This is a genomic window from Bradyrhizobium sp. ISRA430 (genome assembly GCF_029909975.1).
GTDB lineage: Bacteria > Pseudomonadota > Alphaproteobacteria > Rhizobiales > Xanthobacteraceae > Bradyrhizobium.
On the sequence record NZ_CP094516.1, the window covers coordinates 4,608,489 to 4,631,272 of the forward strand.

At 64.6% G+C, this 22,784-nt stretch carries 22 protein-coding genes; 7 read left to right on the top strand and 15 right to left on the bottom strand.

Going from position 1 to position 22,784, the window contains the following annotated elements; genetic code table 11:
* The first annotated feature begins 122 nt into the window (after positions 1 to 122).
* Positions 123 to 1,502, top strand: a complete 1,380-nt coding sequence (locus MTX21_RS22005; protein WP_280966781.1) for a lytic murein transglycosylase — start codon at positions 123 to 125, stop codon at positions 1,500 to 1,502.
* Between the two features lie 171 nt (positions 1,503 to 1,673).
* The gene (locus MTX21_RS22010; protein ID WP_280966782.1) at positions 1,674 to 3,392 is read left to right on the top strand and encodes an SGNH family hydrolase; all 1,719 of its coding nucleotides are present in this window, start codon (positions 1,674 to 1,676) and stop codon (positions 3,390 to 3,392) included.
* 196 nt (positions 3,393 to 3,588) lie between these two features.
* Here MTX21_RS22010 and MTX21_RS22015 read toward each other — a convergent pair whose 3' ends face one another.
* Together MTX21_RS22015 and MTX21_RS22020 are read right to left on the bottom strand one after the other, a co-directional pair.
* The gene (locus MTX21_RS22015) at positions 3,589 to 3,966 is read right to left on the bottom strand and encodes a CsbD family protein (protein ID WP_280966783.1); all 378 of its coding nucleotides are present in this window, start codon (positions 3,964 to 3,966) and stop codon (positions 3,589 to 3,591) included.
* Between the two features lie 64 nt (positions 3,967 to 4,030).
* Positions 4,031 to 4,768, bottom strand: coding sequence for an SDR family oxidoreductase (locus tag MTX21_RS22020; protein WP_280966784.1), 738 nt, complete (start codon positions 4,766 to 4,768; stop codon positions 4,031 to 4,033).
* A 101-nt stretch (positions 4,769 to 4,869) separates the two neighbouring features.
* On the opposite strand from MTX21_RS22020, the gene MTX21_RS22025 reads away from it, so the two are divergent.
* Complete coding sequence (locus MTX21_RS22025; protein WP_280966785.1) at positions 4,870 to 5,649, top strand: SDR family NAD(P)-dependent oxidoreductase; 780 nt, start codon at positions 4,870 to 4,872, stop codon at positions 5,647 to 5,649.
* Between the two features lie 98 nt (positions 5,650 to 5,747).
* Positions 5,748 to 6,635, top strand: coding sequence for a TauD/TfdA family dioxygenase (locus MTX21_RS22030; RefSeq protein WP_280966786.1), 888 nt, complete (start codon positions 5,748 to 5,750; stop codon positions 6,633 to 6,635).
* 194 nt (positions 6,636 to 6,829) lie between these two features.
* On the opposite strand, the gene MTX21_RS22035 is transcribed toward MTX21_RS22030, so the two are convergent.
* Entirely contained in the window at positions 6,830 to 7,474 is a 645-nt protein-coding gene (locus tag MTX21_RS22035; protein WP_280966787.1) for a YqgE/AlgH family protein, read from the bottom strand.
* Between the two features lie 140 nt (positions 7,475 to 7,614).
* Between MTX21_RS22035 and MTX21_RS22040 the strand changes: the two genes are divergently transcribed.
* From MTX21_RS22040 to MTX21_RS22050, 3 genes are all read left to right on the top strand, one after another.
* On the top strand, positions 7,615 to 8,457 hold the full coding sequence (locus tag MTX21_RS22040) for a protein-disulfide reductase DsbD domain-containing protein (protein ID WP_280966788.1): 843 nt from the start codon (positions 7,615 to 7,617) through the stop codon (positions 8,455 to 8,457).
* A 261-nt stretch (positions 8,458 to 8,718) separates the two neighbouring features.
* Positions 8,719 to 10,122 carry a flippase gene (locus MTX21_RS22045; protein ID WP_280966789.1) on the top strand — a complete coding sequence of 468 codons (1,404 nt, stop codon included), beginning with the start codon at positions 8,719 to 8,721 and terminating at the stop codon, positions 10,120 to 10,122.
* A gap of 152 nt (positions 10,123 to 10,274) precedes the next feature.
* On the top strand, positions 10,275 to 11,099 hold the full coding sequence (locus MTX21_RS22050) for a sulfite exporter TauE/SafE family protein (protein ID WP_280966790.1): 825 nt from the start codon (positions 10,275 to 10,277) through the stop codon (positions 11,097 to 11,099).
* Positions 11,100 to 11,306: 207 nt separating this feature from the next.
* On the opposite strand, the gene MTX21_RS22055 is transcribed toward MTX21_RS22050, so the two are convergent.
* The 12 genes from MTX21_RS22055 to cysG form a co-directional block, all read right to left on the bottom strand.
* Positions 11,307 to 12,095, bottom strand: coding sequence for a 3-hydroxybutyrate dehydrogenase (locus MTX21_RS22055; RefSeq protein WP_280966791.1), 789 nt, complete (start codon positions 12,093 to 12,095; stop codon positions 11,307 to 11,309).
* Entirely contained in the window at positions 12,088 to 13,272 is a 1,185-nt protein-coding gene (locus tag MTX21_RS22060) for a DUF3734 domain-containing protein (protein WP_280966792.1), read from the bottom strand. Before MTX21_RS22060 ends, MTX21_RS22055 begins: the two co-directional genes overlap by 8 nt.
* A 78-nt stretch (positions 13,273 to 13,350) precedes the next feature.
* On the bottom strand, positions 13,351 to 13,854 hold the full coding sequence (locus MTX21_RS22065; protein WP_280966793.1) for a CAP domain-containing protein: 504 nt from the start codon (positions 13,852 to 13,854) through the stop codon (positions 13,351 to 13,353).
* A 215-nt stretch (positions 13,855 to 14,069) separates the two neighbouring features.
* Positions 14,070 to 15,104 (bottom strand): sulfate ABC transporter ATP-binding protein, encoded by a 1,035-nt coding sequence (locus MTX21_RS22070; protein WP_280966794.1) that lies wholly within the window; start codon positions 15,102 to 15,104, stop codon positions 14,070 to 14,072.
* Positions 15,094 to 16,005 (bottom strand): sulfate ABC transporter permease subunit CysW, encoded by a 912-nt coding sequence (gene cysW / locus MTX21_RS22075; RefSeq protein WP_280966795.1) that lies wholly within the window; start codon positions 16,003 to 16,005, stop codon positions 15,094 to 15,096. Before cysW ends, MTX21_RS22070 begins: the two co-directional genes overlap by 11 nt.
* Positions 16,006 to 16,015: 10 nt before the next feature.
* The gene (gene cysT, locus MTX21_RS22080; protein ID WP_280971310.1) at positions 16,016 to 16,852 is read right to left on the bottom strand and encodes a sulfate ABC transporter permease subunit CysT; all 837 of its coding nucleotides are present in this window, start codon (positions 16,850 to 16,852) and stop codon (positions 16,016 to 16,018) included.
* 38 nt (positions 16,853 to 16,890) lie between these two features.
* A complete protein-coding gene (locus MTX21_RS22085; RefSeq protein ID WP_280966796.1) occupies positions 16,891 to 17,880 on the bottom strand; it encodes a sulfate ABC transporter substrate-binding protein in 990 nt (329 codons plus the stop codon).
* A gap of 124 nt (positions 17,881 to 18,004) precedes the next feature.
* The gene (locus MTX21_RS22090) at positions 18,005 to 18,736 is read right to left on the bottom strand and encodes a phosphoadenylyl-sulfate reductase (RefSeq protein WP_280966797.1); all 732 of its coding nucleotides are present in this window, start codon (positions 18,734 to 18,736) and stop codon (positions 18,005 to 18,007) included.
* Positions 18,733 to 19,248, bottom strand: coding sequence for a DUF934 domain-containing protein (locus tag MTX21_RS22095; protein ID WP_280966798.1), 516 nt, complete (start codon positions 19,246 to 19,248; stop codon positions 18,733 to 18,735). The genes MTX21_RS22090 and MTX21_RS22095 overlap by 4 nt, the downstream gene beginning before the upstream one ends.
* On the bottom strand, positions 19,235 to 20,890 hold the full coding sequence (locus MTX21_RS22100; protein WP_280966799.1) for a nitrite/sulfite reductase: 1,656 nt from the start codon (positions 20,888 to 20,890) through the stop codon (positions 19,235 to 19,237). The genes MTX21_RS22095 and MTX21_RS22100 overlap by 14 nt, the downstream gene beginning before the upstream one ends.
* 10 nt (positions 20,891 to 20,900) lie before the next feature.
* Positions 20,901 to 21,218, bottom strand: a complete 318-nt coding sequence (locus MTX21_RS22105) for a DUF2849 domain-containing protein (protein ID WP_280966800.1) — start codon at positions 21,216 to 21,218, stop codon at positions 20,901 to 20,903.
* On the bottom strand, positions 21,215 to 22,642 hold the full coding sequence (gene cysG, locus MTX21_RS22110; RefSeq protein ID WP_280966801.1) for a siroheme synthase CysG: 1,428 nt from the start codon (positions 22,640 to 22,642) through the stop codon (positions 21,215 to 21,217). The genes MTX21_RS22105 and cysG overlap by 4 nt, the downstream gene beginning before the upstream one ends.
* Positions 22,643 to 22,784: the final 142 nt, after the last annotated feature.

Consider the following 22,784-nt stretch of genomic DNA (forward strand, 5'->3'; position numbering starts at 1 on the left):
ATGTAGGGCCCTTGCCCGGCGGATTTGATAACAAGGCCGCCTACAAAACTTCACCTTTGTTAAGATATTGGCAACCGTAACGAGGCCTCCTGAAGGCGGATTTTCGGCCGGACGGGTGGGACATGAGGCAATCAGTGGCAGGAATGGCGAAATTCGCGAGGCCTTTGACCGGCGCAACAATGCTCGGCGCCGCACTGCTGTTCCCGTTGCCCACACATGCGCAGGCCCAGAACGGCCTGTCGAATCTGTTCGGCGGCATTTTTTCCGGCTCGAACCCGGCGCCTTCGCAAGGAGCGCCCGGCGGTGCCCAGCCCTGGAGCGGCGAAGACGGTGCCTCCGGCCATCCGCTGATGACGGCGGCGGCAATCCGCGAGGCGGCGGGCAATTTCAACAATTGCGTTGCCGGGATGTGGCCCGATGCCGCACGGCGCGGCATCACGCAGGAGAATTTCCAGCGCTTCACCGCGGGCCTGTCGCCCGACCTGCGCATCATGGATCTCCTGGATTCACAGCCGGAGTTCACCAAGTCGATCTGGGATTATCTCGACATCCTCGTGAGCGACAACCGCCTGGCCAGGGGCCGCGAGATCCTCACCAAGTACAAGGCGCAGTTCGACGCCACCGAAAAGGCCTATGGCGTCGACCGCTACATCGTCGCCTCGATCTGGGGCATCGAATCCAACTACTCGACGCAGATGGGCGACCGCAGCGTGCTGCAATCGACGGCGACGCTTGCCTGCATCGGCCGCCGCCAGGCCTATTTCAAGGATGAATTCCTCTCCGCGCTGGAGATCCTCAACCGCGGCGATCTCAGTCCGGAGCAGATGCGTGGCTCCTGGGCCGGCGCGTTCGGCCCGACGCAGTTCATGCCGACCGCGTTCAAGCGCTATGCCGTCGATGCCGATGGCGACGGACGGCGCGACGTGGTCGACGATCCCTCGGACCTGATCGCCTCCACCGCCAACAATCTGAAGAAGGACGGCTGGCAGGCCGGCCAGACCTGGGGCTTCGAGGTCGTCGTGCCCAGGGACTTCAACTACATGCTGGCCGATCGCGCCAAGGCGATGACGATCGCGCAGTGGGAGAAGCTCGGGATCACCCGTCCGACCCGGCAGCCGTTCCCGCATCCGGCCGAGAAGGCCTATCTGCTGGCGCCCGCCGGCGCCGAGGGGCCGGGCTTCCTGATGCTGCAGAACTACCGGGTCATCATGAAATACAATCCGGCCGAGGCCTACGCGTTGGCGATCGGCCATTTCGCCGACCGCCTGCGCGGCGGCCAGCCCTTCACCCAGTCCTGGCCGCGGCAGGAACGGGAACTGTCCCGCGCCGAACGGCTCGAGCTGCAGCAGCTTCTCGCCCAGCGTGGCTTCTACAAGGGCACCCCGGACGGCCAGTTCGGCGGCCAGACCCGGGAGGCGCTGCGCAACTTCCAGGCCTCGATCGGGGCGCCTGCGGACGGATTTGCCTCCTCCGACATGCTGGAACGGCTGCGGGGACGCTGAAACCGAGGCGAAAGTAACCCTGAACGGGAATTTTGACGGCCGGCCTTGACGGGGACGGCCGATCCCCGTGTATGGCCCAAAGAATCTGCAAGAGAATCTGCCCGTTTGCGGCCCGATTCCGTTATTATATTCGAGCCTATTCCAACAGCCGTTGCTGCGGCCCGAGATCGCATGTCGAAGCCAAAGTCCCTGTTCAAGGCGCTGACCGAGACCGGCCCGTTGATCGCGCTGGGGACGGCGCTTGCGATCCTGGTCTCGGTTGCAGGACCCGCCTCGGCGCAGTTCTTCAACTTCCCAGGTTTCGGCGGCTTCGGCGGCGGCCCTCCGCAGCGCTCGGCCCCGCCACCGCGCCATGGCGGCGGCTGGTTCGGCGGCGACTTCTTCGCGCCGTTCCAGCAGCCACAGCAGCAACAGCAGGCACCGCGTCAGGATTTTTCGCGCGCCCCCGCGCCGGCCAAGCGCGACACGACGCCAGAGAAGAACGTGCTGGTGATCGGCGATGCCATGGCGGACTGGCTCGCCTATGGCCTCGAAGACGCCTACACCGAACAGCCCGACATGGGCGTTATCCGCAAGCACAAGACCACGTCCGGCCTGATCAAGTATCAGCCGCGCGGCGAGCCCTCCGACTGGGCAGCCGCGGCCAAAGGCATTCTCGAGACCGAAAAGCCCGACGTCATCGTCGTGATGCTCGGCCTCAACGACCGCATCCAGATCCGCGAGCCTGCATCCGACAAAACGGAGAAGGCATCGGACAAGAAGAACGACAAGGGCGCACGCGTCAAGGGAAAGCCCGGCGAGACCAAACCGAGCGGCCCCGACACCGCCGCCAAGCCGGAGGACAAGCCGGCCGACAGTGACCTGCCGCAAGACGACGCCGATAGCGCCGATGCGCCGCAAACCCCGGCACCTGAGAAGGCCGCGCGCTCGCCCAACGGCGTCTATGAATTCCGCGACGACCGCTGGGTCGAACTCTACAGCAAGAAGATCGAGGAGCTGGCCGCCGTCCTCAAAGCCAAGGGCGTGCCGGTGCTCTGGGTCGGCCTGCCAGCGATCCGCGGCCAGAAGGGAACGGCGGACATGCTGTTCCTGGATTCGCTCTATCGCGAGGGCGCGGGCAAGGCCGGCATCACCTATGTCGACGTCTGGGACGGTTTTGTCGACGAAGCCGGCCGCTTCCTGCAGAAGGGCCCCGACTTCGAAGGCCAGATCCGTCAGCTCCGCAGCTATGACGGCGTCTATTTCACCAAGGCCGGCGCACGCAAGCTCGCGCACTATGTCGAGCGCGAGATCACGCGCCTGCTCGCAGGACGTTCCGGTCCGATTGCGTTGCCGAGCGAGCCGGCGACTCCCGACACCAGCGCCGAGCCCGGCAAACCTGCGCCGCGGCCACTGGCGGGCCCGATCGTGCCGCTGGTTGCCGCCTCGATCTCGACCGATCAATTGCTGGGCGGGCCGGGCTCGCGTCCCGCCGCCGTCGATGCGCTCGCTGCGAGGACGCTGGTGAAGGGCGAACCGCTGACGGCGCCTGCGGGCCGTGCCGACGACTATTCCTGGCCGCGCCGCGAAGTTGGCCGCGAGCAGGCCAAGGGCGATACCCCGATGGCGACGACGACACCTGGGGGCAGCGGCGCCACGCCCGGTTCCTCGGGCTCGCCGGGCGCAGCCGCGGCGATCGCGCCGCCGAAGCCCGCGCCGAAGAAGCCTCCGGCACCACCGCAGCAACAGCAGCAGCCGGCGCAGGCAACGCCCTCATTCCGCGATTTCTTCGGCTTCGGGTCTCCGTCACCGCCCCGTCAGTTCACGCCCGCACCGCGCAATCCGAATCTGAACCCGGCGATCCCGCGTCCGCCGGCGAACGTGGGACGAGCGGCGGAAGTGATCCGGTGATTTTTCGCTGAGACCTGTCCCGGACGCGGCGCAGCGCCATCAGCGCGTTTGCGCGCGTCTTCAACACGCTATGGGTGATGCGCCGCAGAGCCGGACCCAGTTTCGTGCGACATCAACAAAGGAATGGGCTCGGCTCAGCAGCGCCGCGTTTCACGCCGCACTGCGTCCGGGGCACGAGACACGACGTGATGGGCTCTCAGCCGTAGTAGCGCCAGCGCGACGGCGGCGGGCGGCGCGCAGGACGCGAGATCAGCAAGGCGAGCGCAAAGCCGATGCCGCCGGCGATCAAGAGCGCGCCGAGCGGATTGTCCTGCACCCTCTTGGCGATGGCCTGCGTGCCGTCGCGGAACGTGTCGCCGCTCGCCTCATAGGCATCTTTTGCGTAGCTGGTGGCGGTGTTCGCTGCTTCGCGCGCCGTGTCCTTTGCCTGGCCGTACAGGTTCTGCACCGTGCCGGCAGCCTCGCGTGCCCGGCCTGACGCTTGCGTCTTTGCATCTCCCGCCATCTCACCCACGGTACCTTCCACGCCGCCCGCCATTTCCTTGGCCGATCCGATAATCCGATCCGGGTCCATGATATTCCTCCTCGGTGATCCGCCGAAGTAACCGATCAGGCTGAGCGCGGTTCCTTGTATTCGCCTACAGAATGAGCCCGCCATCGACGACGATGGTCTGGCCGACGACGTAGGATGACAAGGGCGATGCCAGAAACAGCGCCGCACCTGCCATATCGGCCGGCGTGCCCAATCGGCGCAGCGGAATGCGCGCCAGCGCGCCTTCGAGCCGCTTGGGATTGTCGGTCGTCACCTTCGTCATCTTGGTGTCGACCAGTCCGGGTGCGATGCCGTTGACGCGGATACCATCCTCGGCCCAGGCCTCGCCCAGCGTCCGCGTCAATCCGACCGCGCCGGTCTTCGACGCGTTGTAGGCGGGATTGCCCATGGTGGAGTGATAGGCTGCGGTCGACGAGACGATGATCAGCGATCCCTTGGCTTCCCGCAGCATGGAATGAAATCGGCTCGCGCAGGCCATCAGGCTCATCAGGTTGACCTCGACGACCTTGCGAAAGCCCGCCATCTCGAATTCGCCGCGGCGGTAGAGCACCGCGCCCTGCGCGAGCACGAGCACGTCGAGCCGCTCGAAGGACGGCTTGAAGGTCTCGATCGCACCGGCACTGCTGACATCGAGCTGCGCGTAAGCGAGACCCGTGAGGTCGGAGCCTTCCTCCGCCGAATAATCCGTGGCGTGGGTGCGGGTGCCGCAAACCGCGACATGCGCACCCCTGGCGCGAAAGGCCTGCGCGATTCCGTTGCCGATGCCGCTGGAACCGCCGACGACCAGCACCTGCTTGCCTGTAAAATCGAGCTCGTTCGTCATCGCGCCGCTCTCCCTTTGCTTTTGCTTGTTTGACCTGTCTGCGGATCGATGCAAGCCTTGTCAATCTCGCAACAAGAAGCAAGCAGGTCCGAGGAAACAGCATGTCCGACTTCAAGCAGCTCAGCCGGTCCGTGAACGGCCTGAGCGTTCTCGTCACCGGTGCCGCGAGCGGCATGGGGCGCGCGACGGCGCGCGTGTTCGCCGCCGAAGGCGCGAACGTCGCCGTCACCGACTTTGACGAGCAAGGCGCGCAGGCGGTTGCGACGGAGATCGTCGCGAGCGGCGGCGCGGCGCGGGCCTGGAAGCTCGACGTGGCCAATGCCGGTGAGATCAAGCGTGTGGTCGGCGATGTCGCGGCGCATTTCGGCGGGCTCGACATCATCGTCAACAATGCCGGCATCTCCGTGCGCGTCGCGATCGACGATGAAGTTTACGAGGACGCTTGGGCCAAGGGCATCGCCGTGATGCTGACGGCGCATCCGCGCATCATCCGCGCGGCGCTTCCACATTTGCGCAAATCGAAGAGCCCGCGCATCGTCAACATCGCCTCCACCGAGGCGCTCGGCGCCACCGCACTGCACAGCCCCTATTCGGCGGCGAAGGGCGGGGTGGCGAGCCTCACCCGCTCGCTCGCGGTGGAGCTCGGCCGCGAAGGCATCACCGTCAACTGCATCTGCCCGGGCCCGATCCGTACCGCGATCACCGATCGCATCCCGGAGGAGCACAAGACCATCTATGCCAAGCGCCGCACCGCACTCGGCCGCTACGGCGATCCCGAGGAAGTCGCGCACATGACGCTGAGCCTGTGCCTGCCGGCCGCATCGTTCCTGACCGGCGCAGTGATCCCGGTCGACGGCGGCCTGATGGCGCGCAACGCGTAAGAGCCATGCAGGCCTGGCGTTGACATCGGCGGGTGCGTGAGTAGCCTTTTTCGATAGCAGAGCGGGACCAACCGCTCGCGGTCCGCGGGAGAAACGCCATGACGATCGCCATCCGGCAGCTTCAAAAGCATTTTGTCGGCGAGGTTTCGGGCCTCGACCTGCGTCAGCCACTTAACCCGGAGCAGGCGCGCGAGATCGAGGCCGCGATGGACAAGTACGCCGTGCTCGTCTTCCACGACCAGGACATCACCGACGAGCAGCAGATGGCGTTTGCGCTGAATTTCGGCCAGCGCGAGGACGCGCGCGGCGGCACCGTGACCAAGGAAAAGGACTACCGGCTCAACTCGGGCCTGAACGACGTCAGCAATCTCGGCAAGGACGGCAAGCCGTTGGCGAAGGACAGCCGCACGCACCTGTTCAATCTCGGCAACTGCCTCTGGCACTCCGACAGCTCGTTCCGCCCGATCCCGGCAAAATTCTCGCTGCTGTCGGCGCGCGTGGTGAACCCGAAGGGCGGCAACACCGAATTCGCGGACATGCGGGCGGCCTATGACGCGCTCGACGACGAGACCAAGGCGGAGATCGAGGATCTCGTCTGCGAGCACTCGCTGATGTATTCGCGCGGCTCGCTCGGCTTCACCGAATACAGCGACGAGGAGAAGCAAATGTTCAAGCCGGTGCTGCAGCGGCTGGTGCGCACGCATCCCGTCCATCGCCGCAAGTCGCTCTATCTCTCATCGCATGCCGGCAAGGTCGCGGGCATGAGCGTGCCCGAAGGCCGGCTGCTGCTGCGCGACCTCAATGAGCACGCGACGCAAGCAGAGTTCGTCTACGTCCACAAATGGAAGCTGCATGATCTCGTGATGTGGGACAATCGCCAGACCATGCACCGCGTCCGCCGCTACGACCAGTCGCAGCCCCGCGACATGCGCCGCGCAACGGTGGCCGGCACCGAGCCGACGGTGCAACAGCAGGCGGCGGAGTAGGGTTCAGTCAGCAGACGTGGTGATCGCCCGGCTTGACCGGGCGATCCAGTATTCCAGAGACAGTCGTCGTCAAACAGCCGCGGCGTACTGGATGCCCCGGTCCCGGCTTCGCCAAGGCTACGCCGGGCCACAAGGGTGCTCGGCCGCCGAAGCTTCAGCGAAGGCGGCAAGCCGGGGCATGACAGCTCGCGCTTTTACGCGTGCCCCGCCTCGTTCGAGAGCATGCCGGGATCGATGCCGATCTTGCGCAGGGCGCGCGCATATTTGTCGTCGACGTCGTCGCCGAAGATCAGATCCGTATCGGCATCGCAGTGCAGCCAGCCGTTGCTCTGGATCTCGGTCTCGAGCTGGCCGGGCGCCCAGCCGGCATAGCCAAGCGCGAGGATGGCGTGCTTCGGCCCGGAGCCGTTGGCGATCGCTCGCAATATGTCCACGGTTGCGGTGAGGCAAACGCCGTCGTCGATCCTGAGCGTCGCGTTCTCGATAAAGAAGTCGCTGGAATGCAGCACGAAGCCGCGCCCGGTGTCGACCGGGCCGCCGCGCAGCACTTTCATGCTTTCGGCATTCTCCGGCAACTTGATCTGCTCGCCCTTCTTGATGATGCCGAGCTGCACCAGAAGTTCGGGGAAATCGATGCTGCCGGCAGGATGATTGACGATGATGCCCATCGCGCCTTCCGCCGAATGGGCGCAGAGATAGATCACCGAGCGTTCGAAGCGGGGATCGCCCATGACGGGCATCGCGATCAGAAGGCGGCCGTCGAGATAGCCGGCCGAATTATGCGGCGCGGAGCCCGCAGTCTGGGTGCTCTCGCCAGTCCTTTTGCCTTCAGGAGCCATGGGAAGCACTCCGGTTTCAATTCCTATCCTGATGTCGGGCCCGGCGGCTGTCAAATCAAGGCTTGAAGAGACCCGATTCAAGTGCATCCATCACAAGCAATTCAATGGTTTGCCCCGGGGTGACCCTGTAAAGACGTGCTATGCTCACAAGAGTTCCCATGCGTGCGGCGATTGGCGTCGCAACAACCCTGCTTGCGTCGTCGCTGGCGTTTGCGGCCCACGCCGACGACGCTTCGCCTTGGCAGCGCGACGCACATTCCGCGGTGCGGCTGCTGGCGGGATCGCGCAGCGGCTCGGTCCTGCTCGGCGGCATTGCTTTTCAGATCCAGCCGGGATGGAAGACCTACTGGCGCACGCCCGGCGATTCCGGTGTTCCGCCGCGGTTCGACTTCTCGAAGTCGGACAATGTCGAGGCGGTGACGGTCATGTGGCCGGCGCCGCAGAAATTCGACGACGGTGCCGGCGGCCATTCGATCGGCTACCACGACCAGGTCGTGCTGCCCCTGCGCATCGTGGCCAAGGCGGCCGACAAGCCGGTGACGCTGCGCGCCGAGATCAATTACGCGGTGTGCGAGAAGCTCTGCATTCCCGTCGAGGCCAGCGCCGAGCTCGGTTTCAACAGCGTCGCCTCGACCGAGGACGCCAATCTGCGTGCAGCGTTGGACACGGTACCCAAGCCCGGCAATATCGGCGATCCCAATCCGCTCACCATCCGCGACGTCAAGCGCGACGGCGCCACCAAGGTGATCGTCGACGTGGTCGCGCCGGCGGATGCGCGCAACGTCAACCTGTTCGTGGAAGGACCGACGCCCGACTGGGCGCTGCCGATTCCGGCCCTGGTCGAGCACAGCCCCTCCGGCGTCAAGCGCTTTTCTTTCGAACTCGATGGACTGCCTCCAGGCGCCAAGGCTGATGGCGCCGCGCTGAAGTTCACGCTGGTCGGGCCGGAGAAGTCGTACGAGTTCAACGTCAATCTGCAGTAAGATCGTCCTGGACAAGCGAGCGCTTGGCAACGCGCAGCGTTGTCCAATAGCGAGCGCTGATCCAGGACCCATGACCACCGGCGGCGGTTTGGCGGCGCGGCGTCTATTATCTCGTTCAAACGACATCTCCCCGGGGTAATGGTCCTGGCTTTCGCCAGGACGACGTTGGGGCTGCAGCATGCCCGCACCCAACCGAATCTTAACGAATGGTTGCTAGGTCGAAGGCTGCTGCAGCATGCGGCTCGCCCAGGGATTTTCGACGTGGCCGTGACGGACACCCAACCCGCAACGACCGGACCGGCCGGCCTGATCGCGCGGCTGCGCGGCAAACTGGTGGGCGGCTCGAGCGAAGCGTCGCTGACGCGGCGGCTTGCAGGCACCATCTTCGTCATCCGCGTGATCAGCGCGGGCCTCGCCTATTTCTCGCAGGTGCTGCTCGCGCGCTGGATGGGCACATCCGACTACGGCATCTACGTCTACGTCTGGACCTGGGTCCTGCTGCTCGGCAGCATGATGGATTTCGGCATCTCGGCCTCCGCGCAGAAGATCATTCCGGAGTATCGTACCAGCGGCGAGCATGCGCTGCTGCGCGGCTTTCTCTCCGGCGGCCGCTGGCTGACCTTCGCCGTCTCCACGCTGGCCTCGCTCGGACTTGCCGGTATCGTAAAACTGCTTTCGCCGTGGATCGATCCCGCCGAGGAGCTTCCGCTCTACATCGGCTGCATGACGCTGCCTGCCTTCGTCGTTGCCAATACCCAGGATGGCATCGCCCGCTCGCACGACTGGATGCAGCTCGGCCTGATGCCGCAATTCATCATCCGCCAGGCGCTCGTCATCGGCATCACGGCCTGCGCCTTCCTGCTCGGCTATCATCTGGGCGCCGTTGCCGCCATGGTCGCGAGCGCCGGCGCTGTGTGGATCGCGATGACAGGCCAGATGGTGGCGCTGAACCGCAAGCTCGCCGACCACGTCGAGCCCGGCCCCAAGGCCTATGACGTCACCGGCTGGCTCGCCGTCTCGCTGCCGATCCTGCTGGTCGAGAGTTTCTACCTGCTGCTCTCCTACACCGACGTGCTGGTCCTTCAGCAGTTCCGTCCCTCCAACGAAGTCGGCGTCTATTTCGCGGTGGTGAAGACGCTGGCGCTGGTCTCCTTCATTCACTATGCGATGTCGGCGACGACGGCGCATCGCTTCGCCGAATACAACGCACTCGGCGACAAGGCGCGCCTGTCGGCTTACGTCGCGCACGCCATCAATTGGACTTTCTGGCCTTCGCTGGCGGCGACCATCGTGCTGCTCGCGCTCGGCAGGCCGCTGCTCTGGCTGTTCGGCCGGCAATTCGTGGGCGGCTACGACATCATGTTCGTCGCCGCGATCGGGCTCGTGGTGCGCGCCGCGATCGGCCCGGTCGAGCGTCTGCTCAACATGCTCGGCCAGCAGAGGATCTGTGCGCTAGCCTATGCGCTGGCCTTCGTGATGAACTTGGTGCTCTGCGTGACCCTGGTGCCGCGCTTCGGCGGCCATGGCGCCGCGGCCGCGACCTCGATCTCGCTCACCTTCGAGACGGTGCTGCTGTTCTGGATCGTCAGGCAGCGGCTGGGGCTGCATGTGCTGGCGTTCGGCAAACAGGCTGTGGGGGCTGCCCTGCCCCATAGGGAACAGTGATTTCGCCGGACGCACGCGAACAGGGCAAAATGGCTGCCCATCTCCGACCCGCAGCATGATTTTTCTTATTTGATCCAAGCGGTTGCGCCGCAGGGAAAGTTTATTCTACGTCATATTGCCCAAATGACGAGATAAACCTAAGATTCCCTCGCATGATCGATCCACTCTACGTCGCGTCCGGATTCGGTGTCGGCCTGCTTGTCGGCATGACCGGCGTGGGGGGCGGCTCGCTGATGACGCCGCTCCTGATCCTGTTGTTCGGCGTCCATCCATCGACCGCGGTCGGGACCGATCTGCTCTATGCCGCCGGCACCAAGACAGGCGGCAGCGTGGTGCATGGCTGGTCGCGCAGCGTGCATTGGCCGGCGGTGCTGCGGCTCGCCAGCGGCAGCATTCCAGCGAGCGCGCTGACGCTGTTCGTGCTGTGGGAGCTCGATCTCAAGAGCGATGCCGAGCGCAATCTGGTCAATCTGGTGCTGTGCTTTGCGCTGATGCTGACCGCGATTTCACTGATCTTCCGCAAGTCGATCATGGAGCGTTATCGCCGGCGCCTGGAACGGCTCGATGACCGCGCCACGGCGATTGCGACTGTCGTCACCGGCGTCGTGCTCGGCGTGCTCGTGTCGATTTCCTCGGTCGGGGCCGGCGCGGTCGGGGTGACCGTGCTGCTGCTGCTCTACCCGCGCCTACCGATGGCGACCATCGTCGGCTCCGACATCGCGCATGCGGTGCCGCTGACGCTGGTGGCCGGCACCGGGCACTGGATCCTCGGCTCGGTCGACTGGCACCTGATGGGCGTGCTGCTGATGGGCTCGCTGCCCGGCATCATCGTCGGCAGCTACAGCGCGACCCGCATGCCGGAAACGGTGCTGCGCCTCGCACTGGCCTGCGTACTCGTCGTGGTCGCCAGCAAGATCATGTTCACGGAACTGAACCTGTCATCCGCCATCGTGACGGCTCTGGCCTGGAGCCATTAAACGAACGGCGCGCCTCACTCTCACTGTCATCGCCCGCGCAGGCGGGCGATGACAGTATTCCAGAGACAGCACGAGGACACGGAGAAGCCGCGGCGTACTGGATGCATCGGTCCCGGCTCCGCCAAGGCTACGCCGGGCCACGAGGGTGCTCGGCCGCCGAAGCTTTGGCGAAGGCGGCGAGCCGGGGCATGACGAGGAGCCAGTCCGTTACTCCGCCGTCCAGCCGCCGTCGATCGAGAGGTTGGTGCCGGTAATCTGCGCGGCATCGTCGCTGCACAGGAACAGCGCCAGCGCCGCGACCTGCTCGGAGGTGACGAATTCCTTGGTCGGCTGCGCGTCGAGCAGCACATCGTTGATGACCTGCTCGCGCGTGAGATTGCGCGCCTTCATCGTGTCGGGGATCTGCTTCTCCACCAGCGGTGTCCAGACATAGCCCGGGCTGATGCAGTTGCAGGTGATCTTGTTCGTCGCAACCTCCAGCGCCACTGTCTTGGTCAGGCCGGCGATGCCGTGCTTGGCCGACACGTAAGCCGACTTGAAGGGCGAGGCGACCAGCGAGTGCGCCGACGCCGTGTTGATGATGCGGCCCCAGCCGCGCTTCTTCATGCCTGGCACCGCGGCGCGGATGGCATGGAAGGCCGAAGACAGGTTGATCGCGATGATCTGGTCCCACTTCTCGATCGGGAATTCCTCGATCGGCGAGACGAACTGGATGCCGGCATTGTTGACGAGGATGTCGACCGAGCCGAATGTCTTTTCGCCGAGCGCTATCATCTCCGCGATCTCTGCCGGCTTGCTCATATCGGCGGGCGAATAGATCGCCTTCACCTTGAAGTCGGACTCGATCTTCGCGCGCTCTTTCTCGATGTCTTCGGGCGAGCCGAAGCCGTTGATGACGACGTTGGCGCCGGCGCTGGCGAAGGCGCGTGCATAAGCGAGCCCGATGCCGCTGGTTGATCCGGTCACGACGGCGTTCTTGCCTGACAGACTACCCATTTTGTTCGCTCCTTTTGGCCGGGGGCGCGGAGACGTCCCCTGTGAGATCGTAGGTCACCATGGTCTCGCCGGACTGCGGCCGCTCGAGCCAATCCTTGTGGCGCATCGACAGATGGACGTCGCGCACCCCGGCTTCCCAATGCTCGACCATGGCGACGTGCGAGAAGTCGTAATCCTTGGATGAGGATTCGTAGTTCTTGCTGCGATAGATCAGGTGCACGACGGTCACGGTGCTTTCGCACGCCGCCTTGGAAAGGAATTCGACGGACGGATCGTTCTTCAGATAGTCCGGCAGCTTGCCGATCAGGTCGCGCACGGCCCGGCGGGCATTGTGGAGCTGCTTGTTCTTGTCGGTGTTCATCCGCGTCCGGCTGGAATAGCGGATGTCCTTCTCGCGCTCGGCTGCCTCGAGCAGCGAGGTCGGCAAATCCCCGCGCGCGCTGAACAGGTCGACCTGGAAGATCAGCATGTCGCGCTGGGATTCGGCATCGAGCACGTAGTCGAGCGGCGTGTTGGAGGCGATGCCGCCGTCCCAATAATGCTCGCCATCGATCATGACGGAGGGAAAGCCCGGTGGCAGCGCGCCGGAGGCCATGATGTGCTCGGGGCCGATCTTCTTGCCGAGCTTCTTGAACTCGTAATTGTCGAAATATTTGAAGTTGCCCGAGGTGACGCCGACCGCGCCGACCGACAGGCGCGTCTTCAGGTCGTTGATGCGGTCGAAATCGACCAGCCGTTCCAGCGTCTTCTTCAGCGGCGCGGTGTCGTAATAGCTCTCCGCTTCGGGATGGCCCGGCGGCCAGAGCGGCGCGGGCGGGACGCGCGGGACGAAGAAGCCGGGCACGCCGAAGGTCGCGATCAGTGCGGCGCTGGTGGAGTTGAACAGTTCGCGGCTGTGATCGCTCTTGCCGATCGGCTTCCAGGGCACCGGCGCCGAGACCATCTCCCAGAATTCCTTCAGCCGCTTGACGCGGGTGAGGCCCTCATTGCCGGCGATGATGGCCGCGTTGATGGCGCCGATCGAGATGCCGGCAACCCATTCCGGCTCGAAGCCGTAGCCGCACAGCGCCTGATAGGAACCGGCCTGATAGGAGCCGAGCGCGCCACCGCCCTGCAAGACCAGGACACGTTGCGCATTTGCGGGGACACTGGCGACTTCCGGGCTATGATCGGTCATGCGGGAACAATAGCAAAAGGCGAGCCACCGTGGCGACAGTCCGCCGCGGCGTCAATGCATCCCGGGATCAAGTCTGGCTTATCGGGGGTCGGTCGAGGCCAGGATCATGGTCCAGAACACCTTGTATTTGGTGCCCGGAGCGTAGCTCGCCGCTATGCCCAATTTTGTGACACCGCTCTTGAGCATGTTGGCCCGGTGCGGAGGCGAGTCGCGCCAGCCGGAAAACGCTTCTGCCAGCGTATGATAGCCGGCCGAGATGTTCTCGACCGCGACGGTGGCCGGATAGCCGCCTGCATTGAGGCGCTTGCCCAGGGGTGCGCGGACGTCATGGTCCATCTTGTTCGCCGCCGCCATGGCGTTGGACTGGGATTCGGCGAGCATCGTCAGGTCGGGGTCGATGATGACGGTGCCGAGCCCGTTGTTCTGCCGGTACTGCGAGATCATCACTGCGGCCGCCTGCGCATCGAGCTTCGCGCCCGGGACCGCCATGTCCGCATACATGGACGGTTGCTGGATCGGCGCTTCGTTGCCCGCACAGCCGGAGAGCAGCAAAAGAATGAGAATTGCGGCCGCGGCGCGCATGAGTAAGGCCCCCAAATGAGGGGGCCGTTGTTGCATACCAACCGTGGCTGAAAGGTGAATTTTGAAGAAAATTGCACCCGACGTCATTCCAGGCTGCGCGACGCGCAGACCGGGAATCTCGCGCCACAAACTCGGGATTCCGGGTTCGATGCAGAGCCTGTCATCGGACCGGCCGAACGCCGGACCCGGCGGCATCGCCCCGGAATGACCGGAGGTTAGCCCGCAAATATCCGGTAACGACGGGGCTCGAGGCCGATCGTGTCGCCGGCGCGAAGTTCCTTGTCGCGGGGGGCGTCGATCTCGATGGTTTCGCCACCGAACAGCGCCACTTCGGCTCGCTGCACCGGGCCGAAATTCCGGACCTGCTGCACGGCGCCCTCAAAGGCTCCGCTGCCGGCCGGGCCGACCAGCATGTCATGTCGCCTCACGAACAGTCGTGACGCGCCAGGCGTGATGCCCTCGGCTATCAGATTGAGCGGGCGATCGCCGAGCCGGACTGCTCCACCCGCCACCTCGACCGGCAGCACGATGGATTCGCCGATGAAGCCGTGCACGAAGGCGGTGGCGGGATTGTCGTAGACCTCGTCGGGCGAGCCGATCTGCTCGATCTTGCCCCTGTCCATCACCACGACGCGGTCGGCGACTTCGAGCGCCTCCTCCTGGTCGTGGGTGACGAAGATCGAGGTGACGTTGATCTCGTGGTGCAGCGAGCGCAGCCATTTGCGCAGTTCTTTTCGTACCTTCGCATCGAGCGCGCCGAACGGCTCGTCGAGCAGCAGAAAGCGCGGCTCGATCGCGAGCGCACGGGCAAGCGCGATGCGCTGGCGCTGGCCGCCGGAGAGCTGGCTCGGATAGCGGTCGGCGAGCCAGTCGAGCTGCACGAGGTCGAGCAGCTCTTTGACGCGCGCACGAATGGTCGATTCATTCTTGCGGATGGCGCGCCGCTGCACGCGCAGGCCGAAGGCGACGTTCTCGAACACCGTCATATGGCGGAACAGCGCGTAGTGCTGGAATACGAAGCCGACGTGGCGCTCGCGCGCGCCCTGCGCCAGCGCGTCCTCGCCATTGAAGGAGACTTCGCCGGCATCAGGCCAGTCGAGTCCGGCGATGATCCGAAGCAACGTCGTCTTGCCGGAGCCGGATGGGCCGAGCAGTGCCAGCAATTCGCCATTGTCGACCTTGAGGTCGACGCCATCGAGCGCCGCGAAGCTGCCGAACTTCTTGACGAGATTCCTGACTTCAATGGTCACGGTCGTCGTGTCCTTCGCGCAGATGACGTTCGAGAACGGTCTTGGCGATCAGCGTGATCAGCGCCAGCATCGCGAGCAGCGAGGCGATCGCAAAGGCGGCAACGAACTGGTACTCGTTGTAGAGAATCTCGACCAGCAGCGGCATGGTGTTGGTCTCGCCGCGGATGTGGCCGGAGACGACCGACACCGCGCCGAACTCGCCCATGGCGCGCGCGTTGCAGAGCAGGACGCCGTAGAGCACGCCCCATTTGATGTTGGGCAGCGTGACGCGGAAGAAGGTCTGCAGGCCCGAGGCGCCGAGCGAGATCGCGGCCTCCTCCTCCTGCGTGCCCTGCTCCTGCATCAGCGGGATCAGCGCGCGCGCGACGAACGGGAAGGTCACGAAGGTGGTCGCCAGCGCAATGCCGGGCACCGCGAACAGGATCTGGATATTGTGCTCGCGCAAGGCACCGCCGAAGTAGCCTTGCGCGCCGAACAACAGCACGAAGACGAGGCCCGAGATCACCGGGCTCACCGAGAACGGCAGGTCGATCAGCGTGATCAGGAAGGTCTTGCCCTTGAAGTCGAATTTGGCGATCGCCCAGGCCGCGACCAGGCCGAATACGAGATTGAGGCCGACCGAGATCAAGGCAACCAGCAGCGTCAGCTTGATCGCAGCCAGCGCCTCGGGCTCGGAGAGCGCAGCAAGATAGGCCAGGATGCCCTTCGAGAACGCCTGCGTGAATACCACCACCAGCGGCAGCACGACGAAGACGGTAAGGAAGAGGACTGCAAGCGTGATGATGGCGATGCGCACCGCCTTCGGTTCGGTGCGGAGGTTGTCCTGCGCGGCCGCCGCGTGCGCACGCGCCTTCGCTTGCGACGACGAGAGCGAGACGATATCTGCGATCTGCATGGTCATCGCATCCGCCTCAACGTGCCGGAATCCGGGTATGCGCCCAGCGTTGCAACCGGTTCACCGCGAAGATGACCACGAATGACACGACGAGCATGACGGCCGCGATCGCGGTCGCATCGGCATAGCGGAATTCGGAGAGCCGGATCACGATCAGGAGCGGCGCGATCTCGGAGACGTTGGGCAGATTGCCGGCAATGAAGATCACCGAGCCATATTCGCCAACGGCGCGCGCAAAGGCGAGCGCAAGTCCAGTCAGCAGCGCGGGCGCGAGCGAGGGCAGGATCACGCGGACGATGGTCTGCCAGCGGCTCGCCCCTAAACTACCTGCGGCCTCCTCGATCTCGGGATCGAGATCCTGGAGCACCGGCTGCACGGTGCGGACCACAAAGGGAATGCCGATGAAGATCATGGCAACGAAGATGCCGAGCGGCGTGAACGCCACCTTGATGCCGAGGGCAGCGAGCGGTGCGCCCAGCCAACCCTTCTCGGCGAACAGCGAGGTCAGCGCGACACCGGCAACCGCCGTCGGCAGCGCGAACGGCACGTCGACAATGGCATCGAACAGCCGCCGGCCGGGGAAGCGGTAGCGCACCAGCGCCCAGACGATGATGCTGCCCATGACCAGATTGACGCAGGCCGCCGCGAAGGCGAGTCCGAACGAGACCCGTAATGCGTTCAGGGTGCGGCGGCTGGAGAGAATGTTCCAGAACTGCTCGGGGCTAAGCTCGAGCGACTTCAGGAACAGCCCGGCGAGCGGAATCAGGACGATGATCGACAGCCAGGACAGCGTCAGTCCCATCGTGAGACCGAAGCCCGGCAACGTCCGGCGTCGTGTTGCGATTGCGCTCACCAGAACCCCTGTGACAGCCGTCGTTGCGCAATGCCCGATCAGTTCTTGTATATCTGATCGAAGACGCCGCCATCGGCGAAATGTTCCCGCTGCGCCTTGGTCCAGCCGCCGAACACGTCATCGATCGTGAATAGCTCGACCTTGGCGAACGAGCTTTCGTACTTCTTGGCGATCTCCGGATCGCGCGGACGGTAGAAATTGCGCGCGGCGATCTCCTGGCCTTCCCTCGTGTACCAGTACTGGAGATAGGCATCGGCGGCGTTGCGGGTGCCCTTCTTGTCGGCAACCTTGTCGACGATCGCGACCGGCGGTTCGGCGAGGATCGACTGCGGCGGCGCCACGATCTCGAACTTCTCCGCGCCGAACTCCTTCAGGGCGAGGAACGCCTCGTTCTCCCAGGCGAGCAAGACGTCGCCGACGCCGCGCTCGACGAAGGTCACGGTCGCGCCGCGCGCACCGGTATCGAGCACCGGAACCTGCTGGTAGAGTTTTCCGATGAAGTCCTTGGCTTTGTCGGCCGAACCATACTTCTTCTGCGCAAAACCCCAGGCCGCCAGATAATTCCAGCGCGCGCCGCCCGAGGTCTTCGGGTTCGGCGTGATCACGGCAACGCCGGGCTTGAGCAGATCGTCCCAGTCCTTGATGCCCTTGGGATTGCCCTTGCGCACCAGGAAGACGATGGTCGAGGTGTAGGGTGATGAATTCTGCGGCAACCGCTTCTGCCAGTCGGCGGCAGTGAGCCCCTTGGCGGCAATGGCGTCGATGTCGTAGGCGAGCGCGAGCGTCACGACATCGGCCTGCAATCCGTCGATCACCGCGCGCGCCTGTGAACCGCTGCCGCCGTGCGACTGTTTGATCTCGACGCTCTTGCCGGTCTCCTTCTGATAGACGCGTGAAAACGCCTTGTTGAATTCGACGTAGAGCTCGCGCGTCGGATCGTACGACACGTTCAACAGATTGATGTCAGCGGCGAGAGCCGAGCTTGCCCAGAGCAGTCCTGCAGCGAGCGGAACGATACGACGCATCATATCCATCTCCATTCACTTCGGTGACGTCAGTGTCAGCGAAGGCGTGCAGACATAACTCGGGGCGAAATGCGCTTAAGTCAACGGAACCGGATTTCCTTGTTCGCAGCGTGGCAGCCCGACTGTGCTACGAAATCTTCATCGTGTGAATGCCGCATTCTGTCTTGGTCCGGCCGCGCCACCGGCCGGCGCGGGAATCCTCGCCTTCGGCCGTCCGGCTGGTGCAAGGCATGCAGCCAACGGACAGGAATCCTGACGCGACCAAAGGGTGCCGCGGCAATTTGGCGCGGATGAAAATCGCTTCCAACTCCTCGCGCGAGACATTCGCGAAGGGATTGAACTTCAACCGCGCGCCATCGTCCTCGACCACTGGAATGTCGGCGCGCGCGTTGCCCTGGAAGCGCTTGCGGCCATTGATCCAGGCCGAGAACGGCTTTAGCGCACGCGCCAGCGGCTCGACCTTGCGGATGCGGCAGCAGGCGTCCGGATCGGAGAACCAGAGCTCGCGGTCCGGATCCTCGCGCGACAGTGTCTCCTCCGCCGGCTTGATCGAACGGACGTCCTGCAGCCCGAGCGTCGCAATCAGCGTGTCGCGGTAGGCCAGCGTCTCCTCGAACAACCAGCCGGTATCGAGGAAGATCACGGGGATGGCGGCATCGACGTCCGCCATCACCTTGAGCAGCGTTGCCGATTCCGTGCCGAAGGACGAGACGAGTGCGAGCTTGTCGCGGCCAACCGCCTTCAGCGCCGCGGCGATGATCTCCGCGGGTGACGCATCGCGCAGGCTGCGGGCGAGTTCTTCCGCCGAGGGCAATGCGGATACCGGCGTGGACGAAACCTGAGGCGCGATCGCGTTCACGTGCCAACACCCTCGGAATGGCGGAGCTGCATGCGCCGGTGCAGCGCCGTGATGCGGCCATCTCCGGTCGGCTGATAGAACACCGAATAGCGCTTGGCGGTCTGCATGAAGGCTTCCGCGTCGGCCTGCTTCTTGACGTCGAAGGCATCGAAGCCCGCGCGCAGCATGAACACGAACTGGTCGCGCAGCACCTGTCCGGTTGCGCGCAGCTCGCCGCGATAGTCGAAGCGCTCGCGCAAGAGCCGCGCCTGGCTGTAGGCGCGTCCATCACGGAAGGTCGGAAACACCAGCGCCACCGCCGCAAGCCTGCCGAGATAGGGCACGAGCTCGTCGACGTCGCGGTTGTTCGGCCAGATCACGCCGACCTTGCCGGCGCGCGCGAGGAAGGCCTCCGCATCGCTGAGGAAGCGCTCAGCCGGCACCAGGATGTCGCCGCTTTCGGGCAGCGGCGTGTCGACGGCGAGCTTGGTGAAGCTGTCGTCGACGATCTTTCCGCCGTTAACGAGTGGCATAGACACGCTCCTTGAAGGGCTCGACGCCGAGACGTTTCACCGTGTCGATGAACAGCTCTTCCGGACGTTCGCGCAACGCGAGATAGGCTTCCACGACGTCCTCGACGACGTCGGCGACCTCGTCGAATTTCACGCCGGGGCCGATCAGATTGCCGAGCGCGGCATTCTCGTCGGCGCGGCCACCGATGGTGATCTGATAGACCTCCTCGCCGTTCTTCTCGACGCCGAGAATGCCGATATGGCCGACATGGTGATGGCCGCAGGCATTGATGCAGCCCGAGATGTTGATGTGCAGCCGCCCGATCAGGTTGGCGAGCTCGTGATTGGCGAACCGCCGCGTCAACTCCTGCGCGATCGGGATCGAGCGCGCATTCGCCAGCGAGCAATAGTCGAGCCCGGGGCAGGCGATGATGTCGGTGATCAGGTTGACGTTCGGCGTAGCCAGCCCGAGCTTGTCGAGCGCCTTCCACAGCGCCGGCAGGTCGCGCTTGGCGACGTGCGGCAACGCCAGGTTCTGCTCGTGGCCGACGCGGATTTCGCCGAAGGAATATTTGTCGGCGAGATCGGCGAGTGCATCCATCTGCTCGGCAGTGGCATCGCCCGGAGGCTTGCCGGTCGGCTTCAGCGAGATCGTGACGATGGAATAGCCCTGGACCTTGTGCGCGGCGACCGAGTTCTTGCGCCACGCCTCGAAGTCCGGATCGGCCGCGGCCTGGCGCAGCTCGTCCGGCATGTGCGGGAGCTTCTCATAGGCCGGATAGGTGAAGCGCGAGCGGATGTCCTCGATCACCTCATCGTCGATCTGGAGCGAGGAGTTGCGAATGTGCTGCCACTCGTCCTCGACCTCGCGGGAGAATTTCTCGATGCCGAGCTCGTGCACCAGGATCTTGATGCGCGCCTTGTAGATGTTGTCGCGGCGGCCGTACTGGTTGTAGACGCGTAAGATCGCCTCGATATAGCTCAGGATATCGCGGCCATGCACGAAATGCTTGATGGTCTTGGCGATGAACGGCGTGCGGCCGAGACCGCCGCCAACCAGCACTTCGAAACCGGTCTCGCCCTTCTCGTTCCTGACCAGCCTGAGGCCGATGTCGTGAATCTTGATCGCGGCGCGGTCATGGTCCGACGCGGTGATCGCGATCTTGAACTTTCGCGGCAGGAACGAGAACTCGGGATGCAGCGTGGTGTGCTGGCGGATCAGCTCCGACCAGATGCGGGGATCCTCGATCTCGCCCGGGGCGACGCCGGCCCATTGGTCCGAGGTGACATTGCGCATGTTGTTGCCGGAAGTCTGCATCGCATGGATGCCGACCTCGGCGAGATCGGCCAGCGCATCCGGCAGCTCGGCGAGCTTGATCCAGTTGAACTGGATGTTCTGCCGCGTGGTGAAATGGCCGTAGCCGCGATCGTAGGTCCGCGCGACATGCGCCAGTCGTCGCAACTGCTTCGACGCCAACGTGCCATAGGGAATCGCGACGCGGAACATATAGGCGTGCAGTTGCAGATAGACGCCGTTCTGAAGCCGCAGGAGCTTGAATTCGTCCTCGGTGAGCTCGCCGGAAAGGCGCCGCTTCACCTGGTCGCGAAATTCCGAGACACGCTCGTTGACCAGCGTGCGGTCGATTTCATCGTAAGCGTACATAAAAAGTGCCTTAAGCCTGGACCGGCTGCCCGATGGTCACACCGGTGCGGCGGATCTGTTCGCGCAGATTGCCGGGTTCGATCTTGCCGTCGTCGCCGACCTGCACCGGGGCGATATAGGCGCCCACGGCGCCGACGTCATCAGCAACGGACTCCGCGAGCAACGCTTTCGCGTCATCGGAGTTGCACACGATCGCGGCCTGCGAGAGGTCGGCGGACCAGTCCTTGGCGGCGGTGCGATAGACCACCGCACCATCCCAGGTGCGGTTGGCAGTGACGACCGAGGGGCCGGCGATGCGGATCTTCTTCTGTTCAAGTGGGGAGGTCATTCGGCTGCATCCAACAGGTCTGAGATGATTTGCTTGGGGGTTTCACGGCGAAGGGAACCGGCATGCCGGACCACCTCGCCGATGATGAGAATGGCAGGACCGCCATTGGTCCGCCTGACGAGCTCGGGCAGGTCACGCAGCGTGCCGATCGCGGCTTGTGCATCGGGCCGGGTGACGCGGGCAAACACGCCGACCGGCGTCTCTGGTGAACGTCCCGCGGCGAACAAGCCTGCGCGCACGGCGGGCGCTGCAGTCATGCCCATGTAGACGACGACGGTCATCCTGGTGTCGGTCAGCGTCGACCAGTCGACGGTCTCGGCGTCGCGCGCCTTGTGCGCGGTAAGGAAGGTGACGCGGGTCGCTTCATGGCGGTAGGTGAGCGGCACCTCGAAATCGGCGGCGCCGCCGATGCCAGCGGTGATGCCGGGAATGATCGAATAGGCAACGCCAGCCGCTCGCAGCGCTTCGATCTCTTCACCCCCGCGGCCGAACACGAAGGGATCGCCGCCCTTCAGCCGCACCACGCGCTGTCCGGCCTGTGCGGCCTCGATCATCCGCCTGTTGATGGCGTCCTGTCCGATGCCGGGCTTGCCGACACGGCGGCCGACGGCAACGCGGGTGGTGTCGCGGCGGATGCGGTCGAGAATTTCCACCGAGACCAGCTCGTCATGAAAGACGATATCGGCATCCTGCAACGCGCGCAGCGCCTTGATGGTGAGCAGATCAGGATCGCCGGGGCCGGCGCCAACCAGCGTCACGGAGCCCTCCGGCTTGCCAGCGCGTGCGAAGGCGGACGGATCGGAAATTTGCGCAAGCGCAGCTTCCGCCTCGCCCTTGCGGCCGGCGAGCACGGAGGCGCCGATCGGACCATCGATCACGCGCTCCCAGAAGCGGCGGCGCAGCGGAAACTCGGCGATGCGCTCGTTGATGGATTTGCGGAAGCCGCCGATGAACTCGGCGAGCTCGCCGATGCGGGCCGGCAGCAGTGCCTCGATCTTCTCGCGGACGCGCCGCGCGACCACCGGCGAGGTGCCGCCGGTGCCGACTGCGACCACGACATCGCCGCGATCGACGATTGCCGGGAAGATGAAGCTGGAATGCTCGAGGTCGTCCATCACGTTGACGGGCAGGCCGAGCGCCTTGGCGCGAACCGACATCGCCACCCCAATGTCGCCCGCCCCGGCGCAGACGATGGCGATGACGCCAGCAAGGTCGGCAGTCAACGGATCGCCGACAGCGAATTCGATGCGCGCCACGTCGTCGGGAGCAAGCCCGCCGAGGTCATGATTGCCGTCGATCGCATGCACGCGGATGCGCGCACCGGCTGCGGCGAGCACGCGCAGCTTGGCGCGCAAAAGCTCGCCCGCGCCGATGAGAACCACCGGACCGGCCTTGAGATCGAGGAACACCGGCAAGAACCGCATGCGATACTCGCTTCCCCCAATTCGGGGTTGACTGGAATTATTTTCTATATATGTGTCGTTTCTAGCGCGCAAAGAGAAAATTTTTTCTTCTCTTCTGCACTGCAACTATAGAATTTTCGCCTCCAAACGCAAAGTGACAGAG

What these genes read in the sequence shown, in the direction of transcription:
- MTX21_RS22050 (WP_280966790.1), top strand. Translation starts at nt 10,275, where the DNA reads ATGATCGATCCACTCTACGTCGCGTCCGGATTCGGTGTCGGCCTGCTT.
- MTX21_RS22030 (WP_280966786.1), top strand. Translation starts at nt 5,748, where the DNA reads ATGACGATCGCCATCCGGCAGCTTCAAAAGCATTTTGTCGGCGAGGTT.
- cysW (WP_280966795.1), bottom strand. Translation starts at nt 16,005, where the DNA reads ATGACCATGCAGATCGCAGATATCGTCTCGCTCTCGTCGTCGCAAGCG.
- MTX21_RS22055 (WP_280966791.1), bottom strand. Translation starts at nt 12,095, where the DNA reads ATGGGTAGTCTGTCAGGCAAGAACGCCGTCGTGACCGGATCAACCAGC.
- MTX21_RS22015 (WP_280966783.1), bottom strand. Translation starts at nt 3,966, where the DNA reads ATGGACCCGGATCGGATTATCGGATCGGCCAAGGAAATGGCGGGCGGC.
- cysG (WP_280966801.1), bottom strand. Translation starts at nt 22,642, where the DNA reads ATGCGGTTCTTGCCGGTGTTCCTCGATCTCAAGGCCGGTCCGGTGGTT.
- MTX21_RS22085 (WP_280966796.1), bottom strand. Translation starts at nt 17,880, where the DNA reads ATGATGCGTCGTATCGTTCCGCTCGCTGCAGGACTGCTCTGGGCAAGC.
- MTX21_RS22060 (WP_280966792.1), bottom strand. Translation starts at nt 13,272, where the DNA reads ATGACCGATCATAGCCCGGAAGTCGCCAGTGTCCCCGCAAATGCGCAA.
- MTX21_RS22065 (WP_280966793.1), bottom strand. Translation starts at nt 13,854, where the DNA reads ATGCGCGCCGCGGCCGCAATTCTCATTCTTTTGCTGCTCTCCGGCTGT.
- MTX21_RS22005 (WP_280966781.1), top strand. Translation starts at nt 123, where the DNA reads ATGAGGCAATCAGTGGCAGGAATGGCGAAATTCGCGAGGCCTTTGACC.
- MTX21_RS22035 (WP_280966787.1), bottom strand. Translation starts at nt 7,474, where the DNA reads ATGGCTCCTGAAGGCAAAAGGACTGGCGAGAGCACCCAGACTGCGGGC.
- MTX21_RS22040 (WP_280966788.1), top strand. Translation starts at nt 7,615, where the DNA reads ATGCTCACAAGAGTTCCCATGCGTGCGGCGATTGGCGTCGCAACAACC.
- MTX21_RS22105 (WP_280966800.1), bottom strand. Translation starts at nt 21,218, where the DNA reads ATGACCTCCCCACTTGAACAGAAGAAGATCCGCATCGCCGGCCCCTCG.
- MTX21_RS22095 (WP_280966798.1), bottom strand. Translation starts at nt 19,248, where the DNA reads ATGCCACTCGTTAACGGCGGAAAGATCGTCGACGACAGCTTCACCAAG.
- MTX21_RS22100 (WP_280966799.1), bottom strand. Translation starts at nt 20,890, where the DNA reads ATGTACGCTTACGATGAAATCGACCGCACGCTGGTCAACGAGCGTGTC.
- MTX21_RS22010 (WP_280966782.1), top strand. Translation starts at nt 1,674, where the DNA reads ATGTCGAAGCCAAAGTCCCTGTTCAAGGCGCTGACCGAGACCGGCCCG.
- MTX21_RS22020 (WP_280966784.1), bottom strand. Translation starts at nt 4,768, where the DNA reads ATGACGAACGAGCTCGATTTTACAGGCAAGCAGGTGCTGGTCGTCGGC.
- MTX21_RS22025 (WP_280966785.1), top strand. Translation starts at nt 4,870, where the DNA reads ATGTCCGACTTCAAGCAGCTCAGCCGGTCCGTGAACGGCCTGAGCGTT.